Origin of the sequence: Shinella curvata, assembly GCF_022899935.1 — a bacterium.
Classification (GTDB): domain Bacteria; phylum Pseudomonadota; class Alphaproteobacteria; order Rhizobiales; family Rhizobiaceae; genus Shinella; species Shinella curvata.
Map to the genome: position 1 here is coordinate 518,097 of NZ_JALJCJ010000002.1, position 22,185 is coordinate 540,281.

At 66.6% G+C, this 22,185-nt stretch carries 26 protein-coding genes; 24 read left to right on the top strand and 2 right to left on the bottom strand.

Annotated features, from left to right (window positions below; genetic code table 11):
* Positions 1 to 4: 4 nt before the first annotated feature.
* The gene (locus tag MUU55_RS08590; protein ID WP_244760902.1) at positions 5 to 2,191 is read right to left on the bottom strand and encodes a transglycosylase domain-containing protein; all 2,187 of its coding nucleotides are present in this window, start codon (positions 2,189 to 2,191) and stop codon (positions 5 to 7) included.
* 201 nt (positions 2,192 to 2,392) lie between these two features.
* On the opposite strand from MUU55_RS08590, the gene MUU55_RS08595 reads away from it, so the two are divergent.
* Complete coding sequence (locus MUU55_RS08595) at positions 2,393 to 2,878, top strand: YcgN family cysteine cluster protein (RefSeq protein WP_244760358.1); 486 nt, start codon at positions 2,393 to 2,395, stop codon at positions 2,876 to 2,878.
* Positions 2,879 to 2,891: 13 nt separating this feature from the next.
* Here the strand turns inward: MUU55_RS08595 and MUU55_RS08600 are convergent, their stop codons facing one another.
* Entirely contained in the window at positions 2,892 to 3,224 is a 333-nt protein-coding gene (locus MUU55_RS08600) for an MmcQ/YjbR family DNA-binding protein (RefSeq protein WP_244760359.1), read from the bottom strand.
* 239 nt (positions 3,225 to 3,463) lie between these two features.
* Between MUU55_RS08600 and MUU55_RS08605 the strand changes: the two genes are divergently transcribed.
* The 23 genes from MUU55_RS08605 (at position 3,464) to MUU55_RS08715 (ending at position 22,134) form a co-directional block, all read left to right on the top strand.
* Complete coding sequence (locus tag MUU55_RS08605; RefSeq protein WP_244760360.1) at positions 3,464 to 4,009, top strand: hypothetical protein; 546 nt, start codon at positions 3,464 to 3,466, stop codon at positions 4,007 to 4,009.
* A 115-nt stretch (positions 4,010 to 4,124) separates the two neighbouring features.
* The gene (locus tag MUU55_RS08610) at positions 4,125 to 5,513 is read left to right on the top strand and encodes a DNA-packaging protein (protein ID WP_483315988.1); all 1,389 of its coding nucleotides are present in this window, start codon (positions 4,125 to 4,127) and stop codon (positions 5,511 to 5,513) included.
* A gap of 2 nt (positions 5,514 to 5,515) precedes the next feature.
* A complete protein-coding gene (locus MUU55_RS08615; RefSeq protein WP_244760361.1) occupies positions 5,516 to 6,127 on the top strand; it encodes a glycoside hydrolase family 19 protein in 612 nt (203 codons plus the stop codon).
* A gap of 206 nt (positions 6,128 to 6,333) precedes the next feature.
* On the top strand, positions 6,334 to 7,488 hold the full coding sequence (locus MUU55_RS08620; RefSeq protein WP_244760362.1) for a phage portal protein: 1,155 nt from the start codon (positions 6,334 to 6,336) through the stop codon (positions 7,486 to 7,488).
* A 395-nt stretch (positions 7,489 to 7,883) separates the two neighbouring features.
* Positions 7,884 to 8,192 (top strand): DUF6107 family protein, encoded by a 309-nt coding sequence (locus tag MUU55_RS08625; protein WP_244760363.1) that lies wholly within the window; start codon positions 7,884 to 7,886, stop codon positions 8,190 to 8,192.
* 69 nt (positions 8,193 to 8,261) lie between these two features.
* Positions 8,262 to 8,822: an HK97 family phage prohead protease gene (locus MUU55_RS08630; protein ID WP_244760364.1), complete on the top strand. Its 561-nt coding sequence runs from the start codon at positions 8,262 to 8,264 to the stop codon at positions 8,820 to 8,822.
* A gap of 14 nt (positions 8,823 to 8,836) precedes the next feature.
* Positions 8,837 to 10,087, top strand: a complete 1,251-nt coding sequence (locus MUU55_RS08635; RefSeq protein ID WP_244760365.1) for a phage major capsid protein — start codon at positions 8,837 to 8,839, stop codon at positions 10,085 to 10,087.
* A gap of 127 nt (positions 10,088 to 10,214) precedes the next feature.
* A complete protein-coding gene (locus MUU55_RS08640; RefSeq protein ID WP_244760366.1) occupies positions 10,215 to 10,784 on the top strand; it encodes a head-tail connector protein in 570 nt (189 codons plus the stop codon).
* Positions 10,784 to 11,122, top strand: a complete 339-nt coding sequence (locus tag MUU55_RS08645; protein WP_244760367.1) for a phage head closure protein — start codon at positions 10,784 to 10,786, stop codon at positions 11,120 to 11,122. The genes MUU55_RS08640 and MUU55_RS08645 overlap by 1 nt, the downstream gene beginning before the upstream one ends.
* Entirely contained in the window at positions 11,119 to 11,526 is a 408-nt protein-coding gene (locus MUU55_RS08650; RefSeq protein ID WP_244760368.1) for a DUF3168 domain-containing protein, read from the top strand. Before MUU55_RS08645 ends, MUU55_RS08650 begins: the two co-directional genes overlap by 4 nt.
* A 25-nt stretch (positions 11,527 to 11,551) precedes the next feature.
* Positions 11,552 to 11,959, top strand: a complete 408-nt coding sequence (locus MUU55_RS08655) for a phage major tail protein, TP901-1 family (protein WP_244760369.1) — start codon at positions 11,552 to 11,554, stop codon at positions 11,957 to 11,959.
* Positions 11,959 to 12,315, top strand: coding sequence for a gene transfer agent family protein (locus MUU55_RS08660; protein ID WP_244760370.1), 357 nt, complete (start codon positions 11,959 to 11,961; stop codon positions 12,313 to 12,315). Before MUU55_RS08655 ends, MUU55_RS08660 begins: the two co-directional genes overlap by 1 nt.
* Positions 12,312 to 12,515 carry a rcc01693 family protein gene (locus tag MUU55_RS08665; protein WP_280518922.1) on the top strand — a complete coding sequence of 68 codons (204 nt, stop codon included), beginning with the start codon at positions 12,312 to 12,314 and terminating at the stop codon, positions 12,513 to 12,515. Before MUU55_RS08660 ends, MUU55_RS08665 begins: the two co-directional genes overlap by 4 nt.
* 3 nt (positions 12,516 to 12,518) lie before the next feature.
* Positions 12,519 to 13,070 carry a phage tail tape measure protein gene (locus tag MUU55_RS08670; RefSeq protein WP_244760372.1) on the top strand — a complete coding sequence of 184 codons (552 nt, stop codon included), beginning with the start codon at positions 12,519 to 12,521 and terminating at the stop codon, positions 13,068 to 13,070.
* A gap of 27 nt (positions 13,071 to 13,097) precedes the next feature.
* The gene (locus MUU55_RS08675) at positions 13,098 to 13,733 is read left to right on the top strand and encodes a DUF2460 domain-containing protein (RefSeq protein WP_244760373.1); all 636 of its coding nucleotides are present in this window, start codon (positions 13,098 to 13,100) and stop codon (positions 13,731 to 13,733) included.
* On the top strand, positions 13,730 to 14,620 hold the full coding sequence (locus MUU55_RS08680; protein ID WP_244760374.1) for a DUF2163 domain-containing protein: 891 nt from the start codon (positions 13,730 to 13,732) through the stop codon (positions 14,618 to 14,620). Before MUU55_RS08675 ends, MUU55_RS08680 begins: the two co-directional genes overlap by 4 nt.
* On the top strand, positions 14,613 to 15,056 hold the full coding sequence (locus tag MUU55_RS08685; RefSeq protein ID WP_244760375.1) for an NlpC/P60 family protein: 444 nt from the start codon (positions 14,613 to 14,615) through the stop codon (positions 15,054 to 15,056). Before MUU55_RS08680 ends, MUU55_RS08685 begins: the two co-directional genes overlap by 8 nt.
* Before the next feature lie 3 nt (positions 15,057 to 15,059).
* Complete coding sequence (locus MUU55_RS08690) at positions 15,060 to 18,899, top strand: baseplate multidomain protein megatron (RefSeq protein WP_244760376.1); 3,840 nt, start codon at positions 15,060 to 15,062, stop codon at positions 18,897 to 18,899.
* A 14-nt stretch (positions 18,900 to 18,913) separates the two neighbouring features.
* The gene (locus MUU55_RS08695) at positions 18,914 to 19,123 is read left to right on the top strand and encodes a hypothetical protein (protein ID WP_244760377.1); all 210 of its coding nucleotides are present in this window, start codon (positions 18,914 to 18,916) and stop codon (positions 19,121 to 19,123) included.
* Positions 19,124 to 19,217: 94 nt separating this feature from the next.
* The gene (locus tag MUU55_RS08700) at positions 19,218 to 19,469 is read left to right on the top strand and encodes a hypothetical protein (protein WP_244760378.1); all 252 of its coding nucleotides are present in this window, start codon (positions 19,218 to 19,220) and stop codon (positions 19,467 to 19,469) included.
* A 53-nt stretch (positions 19,470 to 19,522) separates the two neighbouring features.
* A complete protein-coding gene (locus tag MUU55_RS08705) occupies positions 19,523 to 20,194 on the top strand; it encodes a response regulator transcription factor (protein ID WP_244760379.1) in 672 nt (223 codons plus the stop codon).
* Positions 20,184 to 21,602, top strand: coding sequence for an ATP-binding protein (locus MUU55_RS08710; protein WP_244760380.1), 1,419 nt, complete (start codon positions 20,184 to 20,186; stop codon positions 21,600 to 21,602). Before MUU55_RS08705 ends, MUU55_RS08710 begins: the two co-directional genes overlap by 11 nt.
* 106 nt (positions 21,603 to 21,708) lie before the next feature.
* A complete protein-coding gene (locus MUU55_RS08715; RefSeq protein WP_244760381.1) occupies positions 21,709 to 22,134 on the top strand; it encodes a hypothetical protein in 426 nt (141 codons plus the stop codon).
* The last annotated feature ends 51 nt before the right edge of the window (positions 22,135 to 22,185 follow it).

The window sequence follows — 22,185 nt, forward strand, 5'->3', positions numbered from 1 at the left end:
TTCGTTACTCTGTCCGCTTCGCCGCAGCAACGTCAAGCTTGGCATCCAGCGCGGCAACCCGGCCATCGGCCTTGAGCGGCGTGGCTTCGTTCAGCTGGCGGGCGACATCCTTCAGCAGCTTCGTGACATCGGTGGAGAGCGAGCGCGGACGCACCAGCGCGGGCAGTGGATTGTTCTCGTCCGTCGTCGCCGCCGCGACCTCCGCCGCCTTGGTGCCGTCGGGCAGCGGGTTTTCGATGCCGGGGATGGGACGCAGCTCGATGCCCTGATGAGCGTAGTCCATCAGGCGCTTGAAGGTCATGGCGGGCAGCGAGCCGCCGGTCATGTTGTTCGTCGAGGTGTAGTCGTCGTTGCCGAACCAGACGGCCGTCGTGTAGTTGCCGGTGAAGCCGACATACCAGGCGTCGCGATAGGCCTGGGTGGTGCCCGTCTTGCCGCCGGAGACGATGCCGCGATCGAGCGCGCCGCGCCGTGCGGTGCCGCTGACGGGAATGGTGACGAAGATGCGGTTCATCGACGAATCCGCCTGTTCGGACAGGACGCGCCTGGCCGGCGGTTCGTCGCGGCCGAAATCGTAGAGAATATCGCCGTCGTAGTTCAGGATCTGGCTGACGCCATGGCGGCGCGCCTGCACGCCGCCGGCCGGGAAGACGGCATAGGCGGTCGCCTGGTCGAGCACGGTCACCTCCGACGTGCCGAGCGGCATGGTCTTGTCGGTGCGGATCGGCGTCTCGACGCCCATGTCCTTGGCCATTTCGGCGATGCGCTTGGTGCCGAGCTTTTCCTTTGCAAGCCGCACCGGCACGGAGTTGATCGACTTCGCCATCGCCGTCATCAGCGTCATGCGGCCGGCGAAGCTGCGGCCGTAGTTCTGCGGCGACCAGCCGCCCCAGCTGATCGGGGCGTCGACGATGGTCGTCTCGGGCGTCATGCCGGATTCCATCGCCGCGGCATAGGTATAGGCCTTGAAAGACGAGCCCGGCTGGCGCAGCGCCCGCGTGGCGCGGTTGAACTGGCTCTCGCCGTAGTCGCGCCCGCCCACCATGGCGCGCACGGCACCGCCGTTCTCGACCATCACGAGGGCGCCCTGCTTGACGCGGTAGCTCTCGCCATACTGGCGAAGGCCGCTTTCCACCGATTCCTCGGCGGCGGCCTGCAGGCCCATGTCGATGGTGGTGCGCACGACGAGCGAGTGCTGGGCAAAGGGTTTTGCGATGCGCTGCACCTCGTCGAAGGCCCAGTCGAGGAAGAAATCGGGCGCGGTCTTCTCGTTGCGGTCGATGACGCTGGCGGGATTGCGCCTTGCGGCGATCACCTGGCCCTCGGTCATCAGCCCACCCTGCACGAGATTGGTCAGCACCTCGTTGGCGCGGGCGCGGGCGGCGGGCAGGTTGACGTGCGGCGCGTAGCGGGCGGGGGCCTTGAACAGGCCGGCGAGCATGGCGGATTCGGCCAGATTCACATCGGTGACGTTCTTGCCGAAATAGAACTGGGCCGCAGCGGCCGCGCCAAAGGTGCCGCCGCCCATATAGGCGCGGTCGAGATAAAGGCGCAGGATCTCCTTCTTGGAGAGGTTCGCCTCGAGCCAGAGCGCGAGGAAGGCTTCCTTGACCTTGCGCTCCAGCGTGCGTTCGTTGGAGAGGAAGAGGTTTTTCGCCAGCTGCTGGGTGAGCGTGGAGCCGCCCTGCACGACGCCGCCGGCACGGGCGTTTTCGTTCATGGCGCGGGCAAGGCCCAGGAAATCGATGCCGAAATGGCTGAAGAAGCGGCGGTCCTCCGTGGCCAGCACGGCCTTGATCAGGTGATCGGGCAGCTCGTCGATGGGGGCGGAGTCCTCGTGGATGATGCCGCGGTGGCCGATCTCGTTGCCGTAGCGGTCGAGGAACGTGACGGCGAAGTCGCTCTGCGCGCGCCAGTCGCCCTTGGTTTCCTCGAAGGCGGGCAGCGCCAGGGCGAGCAGCAGCACGAAGCCGGCAGTGCCGAGGTTCATGCCTTCGCCGGCGACCTCGAACACGGCCCTCTTCCAGCCCTTCACCTGGAAGCGGCGGAAGAAGATGGTGATCTCCTCCCAGATTTCGGCTGCGCGGAAACCGGCGTTCCAGACCGTGGAATCGATCCAGGAATCGAGACGCAGGAAGATGTGCCGCTTGCGGCGGCGCGGTTTTTGAGGCTTCTGGCTTTCGTCTTCCATGTTCACCGACCTCGTCCCGGAACGGGCGTCGCCTTTTTCTCGGGACCGGCCGCAGCCTGCCCGCGTCCGGTTAACGTCTTCTGACCATTTCCTATTCGGAGACGATATCAGCCTTTTGAAGGCAGCAGAACGGAATTTGCGGGGAAGGGTTACCGGCCGGCCGGACTTGACCTTTGGACCCGAGAGGTTCAGGGGTCAGGCATGACGACAGACGATATGCAGGAGCCGGGCGCGCTTCCCTTCTGGAAGACGAAGACGCTCGCCGAGATGACGGACGGAGAATGGGAAAGCCTGTGCGACGGCTGCGGGCTCTGTTGTCTCAACAAGCTGGAGGATTGGGACACGGGTGAGATCGTCTGGACGTCGATCCGCTGTGTGCTGCTCGATGGCGAGAGCTGTCGCTGCAAGGACTATGAAAACCGGCAGGCCACCGTGCCCGACTGCATCCGGCTGACGGTCGAGAGCGTGGAGAAGATCAGCTGGTTGCCGCCCACCTGCGGCTACCGCCTCATCCGTGACGGGCATGACCTCTACTGGTGGCACCCGCTGGTTTCCGGCGATCCCGATACCGTGCATCAGGCCGGCATTTCGGCGCGCGGGCGCACGATCAGCGAGGAGGGCATCGATGTCGAGGATTACGAGGACTATCTCGTGACGTGGCCCCTGGAAGTGGGCGCGGAAAAATAGGCCTTCGCTGCGATCAGTTCAGGGTCGCGGCAACCAGTGCTTTCGGCGCGACGTTGCGCCAGGCGGTGCCGATGAGATCGCGCACCCGCTCGTCATCGGCGCTGTCGAAGTAGAGCGATGTCCAGCCCTTGGCGCCCCAACCGCCCGGCACCGGCGCGCACAGCCCCGGATCGGTCTCCACCACCATCGCCTGCTGGCCGGGCGTCAGCTTCAGCACCGCACGACCGGCCTGCGGCAGGGACATGAAAATCTTCTCGCCCACCCGGAAGTCGCGCTTCCCGAAATGGGCACTTTCCCGCGCCTCCGGCAGGCCGAGCGCGATGGCGATGAGATCGTCCGAGGTCATGCCGGAGAGTAGCACTCTTCGGTGTTTCGCAAAAGATTTCGCTAAATAGGAAAATAGTCCTTGACGGCGTGACGGTCGTTTGATAGGGTTATGGCATAGTCGGAAAGGTGCGGGCGGAGATCGCCGGTTTACCTGAGGCTCGAAGGGGCGGAGGTCTCCGCCCGTGGTCGGCTCGACAGGAATATTTTGACAGGCGCTCGGTTCCATCGATCCGGGCGCCTTTTCATTTGGGGGATGCGATGGACGCGGCGATCGATCTCGAGCTGTTCGGCGTTTCGCCGCGGCCGGCGGTTTATGACGGGCTTGGCGGATGGCGGGCGGATTTCGCGGGAGCCGCGGCGCCGATGCTGGACACCAAGGCGGAGGGACCAATCGATCCCTTCCTCGATATGCAGGCCATGCTGCTGGAGATGACGAAGGAGCTGCGCGAGCGGTTCCAGCGGTTTCAAAGCCAGAAGGCTTCGGCCGAGCGCGATGCCGACATCGCCGAAGACGAGGCCGTGCGGAAACTGGCGCAGAGCGATGCCAAGGCGGCCATCGAGGCGGTGTCGCTGATCGTGCGCACGCTGGAGAAGATCGACAGCCTGCAGCGCACGCTGATCGGCGAGCGGGCCGAGGCGGAGGCGGCACGCGGCGAGCCGGAGGACGAGGCGGCCCTGGCGGCCGAATTCGACCAGCTGGTCGAGAAACGCGTGATGGAGCGATTGAATGCGGCGAGGGAAGACTGGCGGCGAGAAGCCGGGATTGGCGGCGATGCTGCCGCGCGCGCGGAAAACGGACCGTAAGGCGCGGCGAGCCTGCGCGGCAGTCGGCAGGACATTCGGCAAGCAGGTGCATCGGATGGCCGCAGGGTTCAGGACGATCAAGACGAATGCGGCGGCGGAAAAGCTGCTCGAGGAGATGGACGCGCTGGAGGCCGGACTAGGCGGCGGGAATGGTCGACCCCTTGCAAAACCGGGGGCGTCGCTGAACGATGCTCCGATCTCTCCCTCCGAGGGAGGGGTCGGCAAGGGGCGCGAGTGTTCCGATTTCGAGCCTCCGGATGCGCCGTCTTCCAGGGATGGGCGGCTTCATAGCCGCCGGCAACTGAACCGCTGGCACTTCACGGGCCGGCTCGCGCAGATGCCCCCGCCGGGCGACTGGCGGGTGTGGCTGCTAATGGGGGGGCGCGGCTCGGGCAAGACGCGGGCGGGGGCGGAGTGGGTGCATGCTCTGGCGCTATCCGCACCGGACCTGCGCATCGCGCTTGTGGCGGAAACGCTCGGCGATGCGCGTGAAGTGATGATCGACGGCGTCTCGGGGATTTGCCGGATTGCCGGGCGGGCGAGGCCCGATTTCGAGGCGTCGCGCCGGCGGCTGGTCTGGCCGAACGGTTCGATTGCGCAGATCTTTTCGTCGGAGGATCCGGAGAGCTTGCGCGGGCCACAGTTCCATCTGGCCTGGTGCGACGAGGTGGGGAAGTGGAAACATGCGCAGGAGACCTGGGACATGTTGCAATTCGGCCTGCGACTCGGCGCCGACCCTCGCATGCTGGTAACGACGACGCCACGGCCGCTGCCGCTGCTGCGGGCGCTGGCGGCCGATTCGAAGACGGCGGTGCGGCGCATCCGCACGCAGGACAATGCGGAAAATCTCTCGCCCGGCTTCATCGCCGCCATGGCCGACCGCTACGGCGGCACGCGGCTGGGACGTCAGGAGCTGGACGGCGAGCTGATCGCCGACCGCGAGGATGCGCTGTGGAGCCGGGCGCGGCTGGAGTCGATACGGCTGCGCAACGCCGGCCCGCTGTCGCGCATCGTCGTGGCGGTCGATCCGCCGGCGACGGCGTCTGCCGCGTCCGTCTGCGGCATCGTGGTGGCGGGGCTGGATGGCACGGGTCGCGCGGTGGTACTGGCGGACTGTTCGGTGACGGGAGCGAGCCCGGCGGGCTGGGCGGGGGCTGTCGTGCGGGCCTTCAAGCGGTTCGATGCGGACCGGGTGGTGGCGGAAATCAACCAGGGCGGCGACATGGTGACGGCCATGCTGAAGAGCGTGGAGGCGGACCTGCCGGTCACCACGGTACGGGCGACACGCGGCAAGTTTCTGCGCGCGGAGCCGGTGGCGGCGCTCTACGAGCAGGGGCGCGTGGCCCATGCCGGCGCCTTTGCCGAGCTGGAAGACCAGATGTGCGATTTCGGCCCGGACGGGCTTTCCGCCGGGCGCTCGCCGGACCGGCTCGATGCGCTGGTCTGGGCGCTGACGGCGCTGGTGCTCGACCGGCAGAGCGAGCCGCGGGTGCGAGGGGTTTGACGATGGCAATCGATCGCAAGGTTTTTTTCGACGGCGTGCGCGGCGCGCTTTATGACGGGCGGTTGGCGGGAACGCAGGTCGCCGGGCTGACGGCCTTGCTCGACCGCTTCGAGGCGGGCGGCGAGACAAGGGACCGGCGCTTCCTCGCCTATATGCTGGCGACGGCGCACCACGAAACCGGCGGGCGTCTGCAGCCGGTGCGCGAGACTTTCGCCGAGACGGATGAGGCGGCGATCGACAGGCTCGACCGGGCTTTTGCCGCCGGAAAACTGCCGCAGGTTTCCGAGCCCTATTGGCGGCGCGATGCGGCGGGGCACAGCTGGCTCGGGCGGGGGCTGGTGCAGATCACGCATCGGCGCAACTACGAGCGGCTTTCGGTGCTGACGGGCATTGACCTCGTTTCCCGGCCGGAGCGGGCGATGGAGATGGCGGTTTCCGTGGACATCCTCTTCGTCGGCATGCTGCGCGGGGCCTTCACGGGGCGGCGGCTGGCGGGCCACTTTTCGGCGGGCCGGGCGGATTGGGTGGGTGCGCGACGCATCATCAACGGGCTGGACAGGGCCGAGCGCGTGGCGGGGTACGGGCAGGCGTTTTTCGCGGCGCTGGGCGGATAGCTGTGGCCGTGGCGTGGATCCTCGGCTCAAGGCCGAGGATGACGGTGGGGAGGCTTGGCCTTTCCGCTCTTGAACAGCTCGGCACAGGAGACGCCACGATGATGCGCGTACATCCCTTCTTTGGTCATTCTCGGCCTTGAGCCGAGGATCCATGCCACGGGTGCTGCGCCACCGATGTTTTTCACATTCGACAAACCGAGGACATCATGAAACTCCCTTCTTTCCTCTCCCGGCGGCGTCCGGTGCCGGCGGAAACCAAGGCTTCAGGCTTTTTCGCGCTGACGGCCGAGGGCCGGGCGCATTGGTCGAGCCGATCCTATGCCTCGCTGTCACGCGAGGGGTTCATGAAGAACCCGGTGGCGCACCGGGCGGTGCGCATGATCGCAGAGGCGGCAGCGTCCGTGCCCTGGCTGGCCTATGACGGCGAGACGGAGCGGCCGGAGGCGCTGGCGCTCGCGCTGCTGCGGCGGCCGAACGGACGCATGGCGGGCACGGATTTCTTCGAGATGCTCTATGGGCATCTGCTGCTTTCCGGCAACGCCTTCGTCGAGGGCGTGCGGGTGGGCGAGGGGTTGCGGGAACTGCATCTCCTGAGGCCCGATCGGGTGCGCATCATCGAGGGTCGGGATGGCTGGCCGGAGGCCTATGAGTATCGCGCCGGCAATCATGTGCGCCGTCATCCGGTCAAGGATGGGGCTGCGGGCGAGGGACAGGCAATCCTGCATCTGAGGCTGTTTCATCCGCTCGACGACCAGCTGGGGTTCGCGCCGCTCGAGGCGGCCTTGATGGCACTCGATCTGTCCAATGCAGCGGCGATCTGGAACAAGGCGCTGCTCGACAATTCGGCGCGTCCCTCCGGCGCGCTCGTCTATCAGCCGAAGGAGGGCGGCAACCTGACGCCCGACCAGTACGACCGGCTGAAAAGCGAATTGGAGGAGGGGTATTCCGGCCCGGCGCGGGCCGGCCGGCCGATGCTGCTGGAAGGCGGGCTCGACTGGAAGGCGATGGGGCTATCGCCCCGCGAGATGGATTTCGTCGAGGCGAAGAACGGCGCGGCGCGCGACATCGCGCTCGCCTTCGGCGTACCGCCCATGCTGATCGGCATTCCCGGCGACGCCACCTATGCCAACTACCAGGAGGCCAATCGCGCCTTCTGGCGACTGACCGTGCTGCCGCTGGTGAGCCGCACGGCAGCGGCCTTTGCAGGATGGCTTGATGAGGACGGCGACGGTGCGCTGCGGCTGGTGCCGGACCTCGATCAGGTGAGCGGGCTGGCAGCGGAGCGCTCCGAACTCTGGGCGCGGGTGGGGGCGGCAACCTTCCTCAGCGACGAGGAAAAACGCCGGGCGGTCGGATACTGACAGGGGCCGGGCGCGGATCGGGCGCAGTCCGAGCCAAGACGACAACGGACTGCTGGCCGTCATCATGACGGTTGCGGAAACTATTTTTGCTACCGGCGCTGCGTCAACTGCAAGTTTTAAGGGTGCGTGCGTGCAGTGCGCCTGGATACAGGTTTCTGCACAGTCTTTCTGCCGAAAGAACAAGAAAAAACAAACGTTTGGCTGCGTGACTTGAATCGTCTCCGCGCCGAGCGGAATCTTTGTATGAAGCCGTTGAATCGGGTTTCGAACAGATCGCCCCAACCGACTCAAAAGACTCAGGGATTGGTTTTGCCCAACCTCGCGTGAGGCGGGGCATCTGTGGCCGCCTATGGCTGATCGACCTTGATTTTCACAATAAACTGAAAGGCTTAACAATGGCTGACTTCGGAAACGATGGCGGGCTTTGGACGGCCCGTTTGGTCGGCGCGTCGGCGGGGGCTGCCGTCTCGCTCATCTATCTCCTGCCGAAAAGCCGCCGCGAGGCGGGGTGCCGGTTCTTCACCGGGCTTGCCTGCGGCCTCGTCTTCGGTGGGCCGGCGGGGCTGTGGATCGCGGTCCGGCTCGGGATCGCGGGTTATCTCGGGCCGGCGGAAGTGCTGCTGACGGGCTCGGCGGCGGCGAGCCTTTCGGCCTGGTGGGGGCTCGGCGTGCTGGCGCGTATGGCGGAGCGGATGCGGCGATAGCCAACAGGCAGCCGGATCGCAGGGCGGCCGGCCTATGGGCCAATTCCTCATTTCACATCGGAGAGACCAATGACAACCACCGACCTGCCGGTCTGGCGGACGAAGAAATATGCCGATCTGACACTTGCGGGCGTCTCCGGCGACGGGGTGTTTTCCGGCTATGCCAGCCTCTTCGGCGAGGTGGATCTCGGCAAGGACGCGATTGCGCCGGGCGCCTTCGGGCGCTCGCTGGAGAAACGCGGACCCGCGGGTGTGCGCATGCTCTTCCAGCACGACCCGGCCGAACCCATCGGGCGCTGGCGCACCATCCGCGAAGATGCGCGGGGACTCTATGTCGAGGGTGTGCTCTCGCCTGGCGTGGCGCGGGCCCGCGAGGTGCTGAACCTCATGAAATCGGGCGCCCTCGACGGTCTTTCCATCGGTTTCCAGACGGTCCGTTCGAGGACCGATCGGGGCAGCGGTGTGCGCCGGATCCTCGAAGCCGACCTCTGGGAAATCTCGATCGTCACCTTCCCCATGCTGCCCTCGGCGCGGGTGTCGAACGTGAAGAATGCGCGGTGGTTCCGCGACAAGGAAACGGAGCTCGTGCGCACCATGCGCCGGGCAGCCCGGATGATGATGAAACGCTAACGGAGACCAGAAGCATGACGGATACCAGGACAACCGCGCCGGAGATCAAGGCCGTGCCGGAAACGATGACCGCCGCCTTCGACGACTTCATGCAGGCCTTCGAGGCCTTCAAGGAGACCAACGACATCAGGCTCGGTGAGATCGAGCAGAAGCTGACCTCCGACGTGGTGACGCGTGAAAAGGTCGACCGCATCAACCGCGCCATGGACGAGCACAAGCGCGTCATCGACCAGCTGGCACTGAAGAAGGCGCGCCCGGCGCTCGGCGGCGGCGGGGCGGCGAGCCTGGAACTGGCCGAACACAAGGCGGCCTTCTCGGCCTATATGCGTCGCGGCGACGAAGGTGCGTTGCGCGCGCTGGAGGAGAAGGCGATGTCGGTCGGCTCGGCCTCGGACGGGGGCTATCTCGTACCGCCGGAGGCGGATACGGATATCGGCCGCCGGCTTTCCGCCGCCTCGCCGATCCGGGCGCTGGCGACGGTGCGGCAGGTCTCCGGCTCCGTGCTGAAGAAGCCGTTCGCGACCGCGGGCATGGCCGCCGGCTGGGTGGCGGAAACTGCATCGCGTCCACAGACCGGCAATGCGCAGCTTGCCGAGCTCTCCTTCCCGACGATGGAACTCTACGCCATGCCGGCGGCAACCGCCGCGCTGCTCGACGACGCGGCTGTCGATGTCGAAAGCTGGATCGCCTCGGAAATCGGCATCGTCTTCGCCGAACAGGAAGGCACGGCCTTCGTTTCGGGCGACGGCACGAACAAGCCGAAGGGGTTCCTCAGCTATACCAATGTCGCCGATGCCGGCTGGAGCTGGGGCAATATCGGCTACATCGCCACGGGTGCGGCGGGCGCCTTCAAGGCCAGCGGGCCGTCCGACGCTCTCATCGACGCGATCTATGCACTGAAGGCCGGCCACCGGCAGAACGCCAACTTCGTCATGAACCGCAAGACGCAAGGCGCGATCCGCAAGTTCAAGGATGCCGACGGCAACTATCTCTGGCGTCCGCCGGCCACGCCCGGCCAGGCCGCCTCGCTGATGGGCTTTGCCATCACCGAGGCCGAGGACATGCCCGACATCGCCGCCGACAGCTTTTCCGTCGCCTTCGGCGACTTCCGCGCCGGCTACCTCGTCGTCGACCGCACGGGCGTGCGCGTGCTGCGCGATCCCTATTCCGCCAAGCCCTATGTGCTGTTCTACACGACCAAGCGCGTCGGCGGCGGCGTGCAGAATTTCGAGGCGATCAAGCTGCTCAAGTTCGCAGTGAGCTGACGGTTTCGGGCAATTTTCTTCTCACGCTTTCCCTCGCACCGGCGGCTGTTTCCTGACGCCGGTGCCGCGGGCGCGGTTTTCCTCCCGGCCGCGCCCGCACCCTTTTTCCTTATCCGACAGGATCGCCATGACCATCGCCGAACTTTTGCCGCCGGCCGCCGAGCCGATCACGCTTGCGGAGGTGAAGGCGCATCTGCGCCTGGAGACGACCGACGAGGACCTGCTGCTGTCGGGACTGATCCGCGCGGCGCGCCTCCATCTCGAGAACCAGACGGGGCTCTGCCTGATTTCGCGACTGCTGCGCCTCTATCTCGACGACTGGCCGGACACCCATGTGATTCAGATTGCCAGAGGGCCGGTGCAAACCATTGAGATCGTGACGCTTTACGACGCGGTTGGTGCCCCGGTCGAAATCGACACGTCCGGCTATGTGCTGGACGGCGTGGCGCGGCCGGCGCGGCTGGTGCTGCCCGGGCGGCGCGCGACCGAGCGGGCGCTGAACGGCATCGAGATCGATTTCATCGCCGGTTTCGGCGAGAGCGGCGCGGATGTGCCCGATACGCTCAAGCGGGCGCTGCTTTTGCACGTCGCCGCCATGTTCGAGCTGCGCGGCGTGCTTGCGCTCGACGAGCAGCCGGGGGCGATGCCGCAGGGATACGAGCGTCTGATCGCCCCCCATTGCCAGCGGAGGCTCTGATGGCGCGCGACAGGATCATCGATCCCGGTGCGCTCTCGGCGCGGCTCGTGCTGGAGCAGCCGGCCGAGACACCGGACGGGCAGGGCGGCGTAACGCAGGGCTTTTCGGCATTGGCGACGCTCTGGGCGCGCATCGAGCCGGTCTCTGCACGTGCGGAGGAAACGGCGGGCGCGCTGCCGGTGACGGTGACGCATCGCATATGGCTGCGACGCCGAAGCGACCTTGCGGGTGGCATGCGGTTGCGCAAGGGCGGGCGGCTCTTTGCGCTGCATGGTTTCCGCGACCCCGACGAGACCGGGCGCTACACGCTGTGCGACTGCGAGGAGATCAAGCCATGAGCGCAGCAGGGGCCTTGCAGAAGGCGATCTACGAGAGGCTGTCGGGCGATACGGCCCTGACGGCGCTGCTCGGCGGCAATGCCGTGACAGACCGGCGCCTCGACGCACCGGTCGCGCCCCTGGTGGTGGTCGCCGGTATTGTCAGTTCCGATCATTCGACGGCGACGGAACCGGGCGAAGAGCACATGGTCACGCTGGATATCTGGTCCGATGCGGCCGGGCACCGGCAGGCGCAGGCTATCGCTGCCGCCGTGCGCTCGCTGTTGCATGATGCGGCGCTCGTGCTTGCCGGCTATCGCCTGGTGTTGCTCTTCCATCGCGAGACACGGCTCTCGCGCGACGGCAAAACCCGCTTCCACCACGCCGAAATGCAGTTTCGGGCTGTGACGGAACCGGCAACCTGAACAACCTCAAGGAAAGGACCTGACCATGGTGGCACAGAAGGGGCGGGATCTGCTGCTCAAGATCGAGAACGGGGCCGGTTTTGCGACCGTTGCGGGGCTGCGGTCGAAGCGGCTGTCGTTCAACGCGCAGCTCGTCGACGTGACGGATGCGGATTCGGCGGGGCGCTGGCGCGAACTTTTGGGCGGCGCGGGCGTGCAGCGCGCGGCCGTGAGCGGCAGCGGCATTTTCAAGGACCAGGCATCCGACGCGCTGGTGCGCACGGTGTTCTTTGCCGGAACGATTGCCGAATGGCAGATCGCCATTCCTGAATTCGGCATCATTTCCGGCCCGTTCCAGGTGGCGGCGCTCGAATATTCCGGCGCGCATGACGGCGAGATCCTGTTCGAGATCGCGCTGGAATCGGCGGGTTCCTTGACCTTCGAGGCGCCCTGATGGGCGCGCGGGCGAACCGGCGGCGCGGCGAGATCGAAGCCTTCCTCGACGGCGAGCGGCGGGTGCTCTGCCTGACGCTCGGCGCGCTCGCCGAACTGGAGACGGCTTTTGCCGTCGACAGCATGGCGGGGCTGGCCGAGCGCTTCTCTTCCGGCCGGCTGAAGGCGGATGACCTCATCCGCATCATCGGTGCGGGACTGCGCGGCGCCGGCAACCTTTTCAGCGACGAGGACGTGGCGGGCATGGCAGTGGCCGATGGGCTTGCGGGCTTTGCGCGCATCACGGCCGAGTTGCTGCAGGCGACATTCGAGGCGGAGGGCGAGGCGTCAAACCCTCCGGTGCCGCATTCGGCCTGAGCGCGGAGGCCGCTGCCTTCCCCTGGGAGGCGGTGCTTCATGCCGGGCTCTGCCGGATGCGGCTTCCCGCGACGGCCTTCTGGGCCATGACGCCACGCGAACTGGCCTATGTGCTCGGCCTGCTGCGGCCCCTGCCGATCGCGACGCGGCGTGAAGAGCTGATGGCCTTGATGCAGGCCTTTCCCGACGAAAAGGAGTGAACCATGGCGCAAGCCGACGACCGGTCGCTGGATGGCACCAAGCAGACCGCCGAGCAGCTTTCGACAATTTTCGACGACCTGGAGGCACGTTCCCGCTCTTTCGGTTCGGCGCTGACGGGTGCGCTGAGAGGCGCCGTCATCGACGGCAAGGGGTTGGAAGGCGTGCTCACCGGGCTTGCCCGGCGGATGAGCGATATCGCGCTTTCGGCCGGGTTGAAGCCGCTGGAGGGGGTATTCTCCTCCGGCATTTCCACGCTGCTAGGCGGCGTGACACCCTTCGCCAAGGGCGGCGTTGTTGCCTCTCCGACCTATTTCAGCAGCAGCGGCAGCGGCGGCGGGCTTGGCCTGATGGGCGAAGCCGGGGCGGAGGCGATCCTGCCGCTGAAGCGCGGGCCGGACGGCGCGCTTGGCGTGGCGACCGAGGGCAGCGGCAATGCCGGCGCGCGCATCGTTTTCAACGTGACGGCGCAGGATGCGGCGAGCTTCCGGAAATCCGAAGGGCAGATCGCGGCCATGCTGACGCGCGCCGTCGGGCGCGGGCAGCGCAGTTTGTGAGGCTGGGCCTCGAAACCGGAGACAGACATGGCAGGATTTCACGAGGTGCGGTTTCCGCTGCGTGTCGCGCTCGGCACGAGCGGCGGGCCGGTCCGGCGCACGGACATCGTCAGCCTTTCCAACGGGCGCGAAAACCGCAACCGACGCTGGCAGGATGCGCGGCGGCGCTACGATGCGGGATCGGGTGTGCGCTCGATCGACGATCTCTATGCCGTGCTCGCCTTCTTCGAGGCGCGGGCGGGGCAATTTTACGGGTTCCGGTTTCACGATCCCGTCGACCACAGGTCCGGCGCGCCGGCGGCATCGCCCGCGGCGGGAGACCAGGAGATCGGTACGGGCGACGGCACGACGGCGGCCTTCCAACTGGTCAAGCGCTATGCCGATGCCGGAGGCGGAACGATGCGCATCATCGAAAAGCCGGTGGCGGGCACGGTGATCGTCTCGGTGGCGGGCAGTATTGTGCCGGTGGACGACTATACGGCGAATGCCGCGACGGGCATCGTGACCTTCAAGCCGGGCAAGGTTCCGGTTTCGGGCGTCATCCGCGCGGGGTTCGAATTCGACGTGCCGGTGCGTTTCGATACCGATCGTCTCGACATCGATCTCGCGCAGTTCAATGCCGGGCGCATTCCCTCCATTCCGCTCGTGGAGATCAAGCCATGAGGACGATACCGGCGGGGCTTCAGGCCCATCTCGACGGTGGCGTGACGACGCTCTGCCATGCCTGGCGCGTGACGCGGCGCGACGGTGTGGTGCTGGGTTTTACCGATCATGACCGCGATCTGGCCTTCGACGGCACGGATTATGTGGCGGCAAGCGGGTTCGAGGCGAGCGAGGCGGAGGACAGCAACGGGCTTGCCGCCGAAAGCGGCGAGGTTTCGGGTGGCTTTTCCGCCGAGGCGATCCGGGCGGAGGATCTTTCGGCCGGGCGATACGACCGGGCCAAGGTCGAGGTTTTCACGGTCAATTGGGAGGATCCATCCGAACGGCTGCTGCTGCGCACGGCGGAACTGGGCGAGGTGCGCCGCGAAGGCGGGCTTTTTCGCGCGGAATTGAGGCGGCTGACACACGGGCTCGACCAGGTGCGCGGGCGCATCTACGGGCATCGCTGCGATGCCGTTCTCGGTGACGGGCGCTGCGGGGTGAATGCCACGGCCCCCGCCTACCGGGCGGTGGCGACGGTACTGGCGGTGCCGGATGAAATGCGGCTGCGGGTGGCCGGGCTTTCGGGATTTGCCGAGCGGTTCTTTCGCTACGGCATGCTGACGGTGACCGACGGCGCGGCAGCGGGGCTTGCGGCCGATATCGAGGATCATCGCAAGGCAGAGGGCGCGGACGAACTGGTGCTTTGGCTGCCGGGGCCTTCGGGCCTCGCCGTCGGCGATACACTCGAAGTGACGGCGGGCTGCGACAAACGCTTTTCCACCTGCAAGGCGAAGTTCGCCAACCAGCTGAATTTCCGTGGATTTCCGCATATGCCGGGCAGCGATTTCACCTACGGCTACGCGGATGGCGACACCGTGCATGACGGGAGGCCGCTTTATGAGTGACGAGGTGACCGGCGAGCGGGTCGTCACCGTGGCGCGCGGCTTCATCGGCACGCCCTATCGGCATCAGGGCGCGCTGAAGGGCGTCGGCTGCGACTGTCTGGGGTTGATCCGCGGCGTTTGGCGCGAGCTTTACGGGGCCGAACCGGAAGTGCCGGCGCCCTACGCTCCCGACTGGGCGGAGCGGGCGGGCGAGGAGCGGCTGCTTGCGGCCGCCGCGCGACATTGCGGGGCGCCATTGCCCGTTTCGACGCTGCGTCCGGGCGATCTTCTCATCTTCCGCTGGCGAACCGGGGTGGCGGCCAAACATGCCGGCATCGCGGCGCCCGGCGGCCGGTTCATTCACGCTTACGAGCAGGCGGCGGTGATCGAATCGCCGCTCGTGCCCTGCTGGCGTCGGCGCATTGCCGGCGTCTTCCGTTTTCCGGAGATTTTCTGATCCATGGCAACGCTTCTCTTCCAGGCGGCCGGTGCGGCACTCGGCAGCGTGTTCGGGCCGTTCGGCGCCATTCTCGGCCGGGCGGCGGGTGCGCTCGCGGGTTCGGTGGTGGACCGCTCGCTCATCAACGGCATGACCAAGATTTCCGGCGCGCGGCTCGGCGATGCGCGCATTCCCGGCGCAGACGAGGGCGCGGCGATCAGCCGTGTCTACGGCACCGCGCGCATCGGCGGCACGCTGATCTGGGCGACGCGCTTCGAGGAGGAGGCATCCGTCGAGCGCACTGGCGGCAAGGCGAGCGGACCGCGCGTCGAGACGTTCCGCTATTTCGCGAATTGCGCGGTAGGCATCTGCGAGGGACCGATCGCCGGCATCCGGCGCGTTTGGGCGGATGGGCGCGAGCTCGATCTGACCGGGGTTGCGATACGGCTCTACCGGGGCACGGCGGACCAGGCGCCCGATCCGCTGATCGAGGCGAAACAGGGCACCGGCAACACGCCGGCCTATCGCGGGCTTGCCTATGTCGTCTTCGAGCACCTGCCGCTCGACACCTTCGGCAACCGCATTCCCGTGCTGCAGTTCGAAGTCCTGAAGCCGGTCGGCTCGCTGGAGGAGAAGATTCGCGCCGTCACGATCATTCCGGGCTCCAGCGAACACGGCTACGACCCGCGACTGGTGACGGAAAAACTGGAAGCGGGAAAGGGGCGCAACATCAACCGCAACACGCTTGTCGCAGCGACGGACTGGGAGGCCTCGATCGATGAGCTTCTGACGCTTTGCCCGAATCTCGAACGCGTCGGGCTGGTCGTTGCCTGGTTCGGGACGGACTTGCGGGCGGGGCATTGCCGCATCGTGCCGGGCGTGGAGGTTTCCACCCGAACGGATGAAAGTCGGCCATGGCGCGTCTGCGGCATCGGGCGGGCGGCGGCGCATGTGGTCAGCGAGAGCGGCGGCGGACCAGCCTATGGCGGCACTCCGTCCGACGCCAGCGTGGTGGCGGCCATCAAGGACCTGAGTGCGCGGGGGATCGAGGTCTACCTCTATCCCTTCGTGTTGATGGATGTGCCCGCAGACAACGGTTTGCCCGATCCCTATGGCGGCCTGGCGCAGGCGCCCTATCCCTGGCGCGGGCGTATCACCTGTCATCCGCAATCGGCTGGCGGCACGGCGGCGGCAGGCAGTCAGGTCGCGGCCTTTGTGGGGAGCGCGCAAGCGGGGGATTTTTCGGTTTCGGGCGAGGCGGTTTCGGGGCCGGCTGGCGACGAGGGATTTCGGCGGCTGATCCTGCACTATGCGCTTCTGGCGGAAGCGGCGGGCGGGGTTGACGGGTTCCTGATCGGCTCGGAAATGCGCGGTTTAACGTGGCTTCGCGACGGGGCGGGCGAATTTCCCTTCGTATCGGCGCTCTGCGACCTCGCCGCCGACGTGCGGGCGGTGCTGCGGCCGGCGACGAAGATCACCTATGCCGCCGACTGGAGCGAATATTTCGGCTTTCTGCCGGCCGATGGCAGTGGGGAGGTGCGCTATCACCTCGATCCGCTCTGGGCGTCCACGGCCATCGATGCCGTCGGCATCGACAACTACATGCCGCTCGCCGACTGGCGGGACGGCGACATCCTGACCGGCAATCCGGACGGATTTCGCCATGGCGACGACCTGGATGCGATGCAGGGCCTGATCGCAGCGGGCGAGGGTTTCGACTGGTATTATGCCAGCGACAGTTTTCGCGCGGGGCGCGTGCGCTCGCCGATCACCGACGGGGTGGCGGGCAAGCCCTGGGTGTTTCGCTACAAGGACATCGAGAGCTGGTGGACGAATTTTCATCACGAACGCGGCCCCGGCGGAGCGGAGCTTGCCGGGCACACGGCCTGGGTGCCGCGATCGAAACCGGTCTGGTTCACCGAACTGGGCTGTCCGGCGATCGACAAGGGCCCGAACCAGCCGAATGTCTTCGTCGATCCGAAAAGTGCGGAAAACGCCTTGCCGTATTTTTCGGGCGGTGCGCGCAGCGATTCCGTCCAGCGGCGGTTTCTCGATGCGCATCATGGCTGGTGGCAGGGGAGCGGACCGGAGGCGGGCATGGTCGATCCCGGCCATGTCTTTGTCTGGACCTGGGACGCCCGGCCCTATCCGGCTTTTCCGGAGACCACGGCGCTGTGGTCGGACGGCGGTAACTGGCAGCGCGGGCACTGGCTGAATGGCCGGTTGGGCGCCGGGACGCTGGCGGATGTCATTGCGGCGATCCTGTCCGATCACGGGTTTTCCGCCTTCGACGTTTCGGGTGTTGCCGGCGACCTGCCAGGCTTCGTGCAGGCGGAGCAGTCCTCCGCGCGTGCTTTGCTCGAGCCGCTGATGGAGGCTTTCCAGATCGATGCGCTGGAAGCGGACGGCAAACTGGTCTTCCGGTCACGGCAAAAATCGGCGCTGCCGCCGCTGCAGATCGATATTCTGGCCGAACGGCCCGACGAAGCGGCTTTCGAGGAAAGCCGCGGTCATGCCGGCGATTTCTCCGGCGAGGCGATCCTCGATCATTTCGATGCTGCCGCGGCCTATGGGCGCGTGACCGCGCGTTCCCGCCGCATGGCCGGCGGCAGCGACCGCGTCCTTCGGCTGGCACTGCCGGCGGTGCTGCATGACGGCGCGGCGGCATCCGCTGTCGAGGCGGTCCTGCGCGACCAGCGGGCTGCGCAACGCCGCGTCACGTTCCGCCTGCCGCCGACGATGCTCGATTTGACGCCCGGCGATGTCATCCGGTTTGCGGACGGGCCGGAGGGGCGTTTTCTTATCACCGGCCTGACCGACGGGCTGGTGCGGGAGGCGGAGGCGCGCGCCATTGCCGCCGGTGACAGCCCGGCATCCGCACCGGCGGAGGGCGGCCGCTCTCCCACTGGCGGGGCAGGACCGGCAGATGCTTTTGCGCCCGAGGTCGTCTTTCTCGACCTGCCGGTCTGCGGGGGCGGCGCGGTCGAGGATTTCGCTCGGGTCGCGGCCTATGCGAAGCCGTGGCGGGCGATGGTCGTGTCGAGTTCCGACGGGAGTGAGGGGTTTCGCGCCCGCGCGCGGCTGGAGCGGCCGGCGCGGATCGGCTGGCTTTCGGCGCCGCTTGTTCCCGGCGTGCTCGGGCGGTTCGATCCTGAACGGGAAATCGTGCTCGATCTGGCGTCCGGCGGGCTTTCCTCGGTCGATGTGGTGACGATGCTGAACGGTGCGAACCGGCTGGCGGTGCGTTCCGAAAACGGCGGCTGGGAGATCATCGGCTTTGCCGGAGCAAGCGAGACCGCGCCGGGGCGCTGGCGATTGACCACGCTGTTGCGCGGCCTGCACGGAACCGAGGATGCAATGGCGGCAGGGCATCCTTCGGGAGCGATGGCGGTCGTGCTGGACGAGGCCGTGCGGCCCGTCGGACTTGAAATCGAGGAGGCGGGGCGGCTTTCCAACTGGCTTATCGAGGCGACGGGGGCGACCGAGGGACGGGCAGGCCCCTTCGCTTTCGCCGGCGGCGAGCGGGCGCTGACGCCGCTCGCACCAGGGCATCTGCGCGGACGGCGCGGTGCGGACGGCGCCGCGAAGTTTTCCTGGATACGGCGCGGTCGTATCGATTCGGATACCTGGCTTGCCGCCGACATTCCGCTCGACGAGCCGATGGAAGCCTATCGCCTCGACATTCTCTCCGGCAGCACGGTGGTGCGGCGCGTCGAAACCGGCAGCCCCGCCTTTACCTATCCGGCTGCTTTGGAAATTTCCGACTTCGGCATGGCGCAGGCGTCGATCCGCATTCGCGTGCGCCAGATGGGCCGGGCGGTGCCGCTGGGCGTGGCGGCGGAAGCCGATCTTACTCTCTAACGAAAGGATGACCGATGAACGACGAGATGAAACCCTGGTACAAATCGCGCACCGTCTGGGGCGCCCTGATCGCCATCGCCGCCTCGCTTGCCAATGCCGCGGGTGTCGAGGTGACGGCCGGAGACGAAGGGGAATTGGCCGATCTCCTGGTCGCCGCGGCAGGCACGATCGGCGGCCTCATTGCCGTTTACGGACGGATTTCGGCTCGCCATCCGGTGCGCTGAAATCCGCCATAAAGTTCCGTCCCCCATTCATTTGCCATTCAGCGAGGATCGTTTATTGCTTGCATCATAGTGATCCGCACCTGAAAGTATGTTCATGGCCTCGCCACTTCTCATCACCGCCCTTGCGGCCAGCCTGACCCTGCCGGGTCCCGTCCCGACGGGATCCGGGAGCGAGGTCGTGCAGGTTGCGGGCGACTGCAGCGCCGCCGCGGAGCAGGTGGTGTCCGAGACGGGTGGCGAGCTTCTCTCGGCGCAGCCGAAGGGCGATACCTGCGTGGTGACCGTGCTGGTGCCCGGCAAGGGCAATGCCCGGCCGCGCAAGGTGACGGTGCGCGTACCGATGTAAAGCCGCCGGGCATTCGGCCCGGCGATGGAAAGCAGAACGTAGAAAGAGGCCGAATGCGCATCCTGGTGGTGGAGGACGACGTCAACCTGAGCCGGCAGCTCAGCGAAGCCCTGAAGGACGCCGGCTATGTGGTGGACCAGGCCTTCGATGGCGAGGAGGGACACTATCTCGGCGATACCGAGCCCTATGACGCCATCATTCTCGATATCGGCCTGCCGGAGATGGATGGTATCACCGTTCTGGAAAAATGGCGTGCCGACGGCAAAGGCATGCCCGTTCTCCTGCTGACCGCCCGCGACCGCTGGAGCGACAAGGTGGCCGGCATCGACGCGGGTGCCGACGACTACGTCGCCAAGCCATTCCATGTCGAGGAAGTGCTGGCCCGTATCCGCGCGCTCATCCGCCGCGCGGCGGGCCATGCGAGCGCCGACATCATCTGCGGTCCCGTGCGTCTCGACACCAAGGGCTCCAAGGCCTCCGTCAATGGCGAGGCGCTGAAGCTGACGTCGCACGAATACCGCCTTCTCTCCTATCTCATGCATCATATGGGCGAGGTGGTTTCGCGCACGGAGCTGGTCGAGCATATGTACGATCAGGATTTCGACCGCGATTCCAACACGATCGAGGTTTTCGTGGGGCGTCTGCGCAAGAAGATCGGCGTCGACATGATCGAGACCGTGCGCGGCCTCGGCTACCGGATGCAAGCGCCGGCCAATGGCAAATAACGCCAGGCGCTCCCGCTCGCTTACCTTCCGCGTTCTGTTCCTCGCCTCGCTGTGGGCGGCACTGGCCCTCATAGCCATCGCCGTCGTCATCTCGACGCTCTATCGCCAGAGCGCGGAAAGGAGTTTTCGCGATCTTCTGCGCGCGCAACTCTACAACGTGATCAATTCCGTCTCGACGGACGAGCAGACACGGCTGTCGGGCACGCCGCAGCTCGGCGACCTGCGTTTCTTCCAGCCGCAATCGGGCTGGTACTGGATCGTCGAGCCGATCGGCGGGGCGCTGGCAAGCGAGACTCTGACCTCTGCATCCCTCGGCACGGGCAGCATTCCGATCCCCGATACGGACAGCATTCCCTTCGATACGCGTTACGAGCGTTTCTATACGACCATCGATTCCTTCGGCAACGATGTGGAAGTGGGCGAGACGGAAGTGGTGCTGGATGACGAAGGGCGCACGGCGCGCTTTCGTGTGGTCGGGAACCGTGATGTGCTGGAGAAGGATATCGACGATTTTTCCGGCAGTCTCTACCTCGCGCTCGCCGGCTTTGGCGTCGGGAGCCTGATGCTCAACGCGGCCGCGATCCTCATCGGTCTGCGTCCGCTCGACCGGGCGCGCAAGGCGCTGGAAAAAATCCGGGCGGGCGAGAGCGAGCAGCTCGATGGCGATTTTCCCAGAGAGATCCTGCCTTTGGCGAGCGAGGTGAATGCGCTGATCGACAGCAACCGGCGCATTGTCGAGCGGGCGCGCATGCAGGTGGGCAATCTCGCACATTCGCTAAAGACGCCCATCGCCGTGCTGCTCAACGAATCGCGCCTGATCGCTGCCCCGCAGGGCGAACTTGTGAAGACGCAGGCCGAGGCGATGCAGAGCCAGGTGCAATCCTATCTCAACCGAGCCCGCATTGCCGCCCAGCGCGAATCCGTGCTGGCGCGCACCGAGGCGCAGCCGGTGCTGGAGCGGCTGGTGCGGGTGATGCGGCGGCTCAATGCCGACAAGCTGTTTCCGCTGACGGTGGATCCTCCGGGCCTCGTGCTCGCGATGGAACAGCAGGACGTGGAGGAGACTGTCGGCAATCTCTTGGAAAATGCGGCGCGCTACGCCCGCACGGTGGTCGATTTGCGCGTTTCCATGGCGCCGGCAGATGTGCGTGGCAATGACGACGGTCGCAAGAGCTGGATCGTTATCGAAGTGGAAGATGACGGGCCGGGGCTCGAACCGGACGAGATCCGCGAAGCGATGAAGCGCGGCAAGCGGCTCGACGAGAGCAAGCCGGGTACCGGGCTCGGCCTTTCCATCGTCAGCGAGATCGCGTCGGAATACCAGGGCACCTTCGGGCTCTCGCGCGGCGCGGGCGGCGGACTGCTGGCGCGGCTCGTGCTGCCAGCCGTCACAAAGGATGTTGCCTGAGGCGGCGGACAATGCAACAAGAGACGTATTCGCGACAATGAGGATCGCGGGACGGACGAATTGCCGGTCTTTTGCCGGCCTTGCAGGAAGAGAGACGGTCGAGCGGATGAAGACGGGTTTGCGCGGCGCCTTTTTCCCCCTCCTTCTGGCAGTCGTGACGGCCTCGGGGTGCACGACCACATCGGGCGGCAAGGCTTCCAGCGGTGGTGCGACCGCGGCGGGTCCTGGTGTCTACATCACCGCGCTCCAGGGCGGGCTCGTCAGCCGCAACACGGCAACGCAGCTTTCCAAGGCCGACATGCAACGGGCGCTCGAAGCCGAATATCGTGCGCTGGAAGCCGCGCCGGGCGGCCAGCCGGTCGTGTGGCAGGGGTCTGGCGTTGCGGGATCGGTCGTGGCGGCCGCGCCGTTCCAGGTCGGTTCGCAGAACTGCCGGCAATACAGCCACACACTGACTGTCGACGGTCGCGACACCGCGACGCGCGGCGCGGCCTGCCGCAATGCGGATGGGGCCTGGACGCCGCTTTCGTGACAAAACCGGCATTTTCCGGCCGGCCGTTTGACCCTTGCGGCGAAACGCCTC

What these genes read in the sequence shown, in the direction of transcription:
- MUU55_RS08635 (WP_244760365.1), top strand. Translation starts at nt 8,837, where the DNA reads ATGACGGATACCAGGACAACCGCGCCGGAGATCAAGGCCGTGCCGGAA.
- MUU55_RS08595 (WP_244760358.1), top strand. Translation starts at nt 2,393, where the DNA reads ATGACGACAGACGATATGCAGGAGCCGGGCGCGCTTCCCTTCTGGAAG.
- MUU55_RS08640 (WP_244760366.1), top strand. Translation starts at nt 10,215, where the DNA reads ATGACCATCGCCGAACTTTTGCCGCCGGCCGCCGAGCCGATCACGCTT.
- MUU55_RS08630 (WP_244760364.1), top strand. Translation starts at nt 8,262, where the DNA reads ATGACAACCACCGACCTGCCGGTCTGGCGGACGAAGAAATATGCCGAT.
- MUU55_RS08670 (WP_244760372.1), top strand. Translation starts at nt 12,519, where the DNA reads ATGGCGCAAGCCGACGACCGGTCGCTGGATGGCACCAAGCAGACCGCC.
- MUU55_RS08710 (WP_244760380.1), top strand. Translation starts at nt 20,184, where the DNA reads ATGGCAAATAACGCCAGGCGCTCCCGCTCGCTTACCTTCCGCGTTCTG.
- MUU55_RS08690 (WP_244760376.1), top strand. Translation starts at nt 15,060, where the DNA reads ATGGCAACGCTTCTCTTCCAGGCGGCCGGTGCGGCACTCGGCAGCGTG.
- MUU55_RS08615 (WP_244760361.1), top strand. Translation starts at nt 5,516, where the DNA reads ATGGCAATCGATCGCAAGGTTTTTTTCGACGGCGTGCGCGGCGCGCTT.
- MUU55_RS08600 (WP_244760359.1), bottom strand. Translation starts at nt 3,224, where the DNA reads ATGACCTCGGACGATCTCATCGCCATCGCGCTCGGCCTGCCGGAGGCG.
- MUU55_RS08655 (WP_244760369.1), top strand. Translation starts at nt 11,552, where the DNA reads ATGGTGGCACAGAAGGGGCGGGATCTGCTGCTCAAGATCGAGAACGGG.
- MUU55_RS08700 (WP_244760378.1), top strand. Translation starts at nt 19,218, where the DNA reads ATGGCCTCGCCACTTCTCATCACCGCCCTTGCGGCCAGCCTGACCCTG.
- MUU55_RS08625 (WP_244760363.1), top strand. Translation starts at nt 7,884, where the DNA reads ATGGCTGACTTCGGAAACGATGGCGGGCTTTGGACGGCCCGTTTGGTC.
- MUU55_RS08675 (WP_244760373.1), top strand. Translation starts at nt 13,098, where the DNA reads ATGGCAGGATTTCACGAGGTGCGGTTTCCGCTGCGTGTCGCGCTCGGC.
- MUU55_RS08605 (WP_244760360.1), top strand. Translation starts at nt 3,464, where the DNA reads ATGGACGCGGCGATCGATCTCGAGCTGTTCGGCGTTTCGCCGCGGCCG.
- MUU55_RS08650 (WP_244760368.1), top strand. Translation starts at nt 11,119, where the DNA reads ATGAGCGCAGCAGGGGCCTTGCAGAAGGCGATCTACGAGAGGCTGTCG.
- MUU55_RS08610 (WP_483315988.1), top strand. Translation starts at nt 4,125, where the DNA reads ATGGACGCGCTGGAGGCCGGACTAGGCGGCGGGAATGGTCGACCCCTT.
- MUU55_RS08715 (WP_244760381.1), top strand. Translation starts at nt 21,709, where the DNA reads ATGAAGACGGGTTTGCGCGGCGCCTTTTTCCCCCTCCTTCTGGCAGTC.
- MUU55_RS08660 (WP_244760370.1), top strand. Translation starts at nt 11,959, where the DNA reads ATGGGCGCGCGGGCGAACCGGCGGCGCGGCGAGATCGAAGCCTTCCTC.
- MUU55_RS08705 (WP_244760379.1), top strand. Translation starts at nt 19,523, where the DNA reads ATGCGCATCCTGGTGGTGGAGGACGACGTCAACCTGAGCCGGCAGCTC.
- MUU55_RS08590 (WP_244760902.1), bottom strand. Translation starts at nt 2,191, where the DNA reads ATGGAAGACGAAAGCCAGAAGCCTCAAAAACCGCGCCGCCGCAAGCGG.
- MUU55_RS08695 (WP_244760377.1), top strand. Translation starts at nt 18,914, where the DNA reads ATGAACGACGAGATGAAACCCTGGTACAAATCGCGCACCGTCTGGGGC.
- MUU55_RS08620 (WP_244760362.1), top strand. Translation starts at nt 6,334, where the DNA reads ATGAAACTCCCTTCTTTCCTCTCCCGGCGGCGTCCGGTGCCGGCGGAA.
- MUU55_RS08680 (WP_244760374.1), top strand. Translation starts at nt 13,730, where the DNA reads ATGAGGACGATACCGGCGGGGCTTCAGGCCCATCTCGACGGTGGCGTG.
- MUU55_RS08645 (WP_244760367.1), top strand. Translation starts at nt 10,784, where the DNA reads ATGGCGCGCGACAGGATCATCGATCCCGGTGCGCTCTCGGCGCGGCTC.
- MUU55_RS08685 (WP_244760375.1), top strand. Translation starts at nt 14,613, where the DNA reads ATGAGTGACGAGGTGACCGGCGAGCGGGTCGTCACCGTGGCGCGCGGC.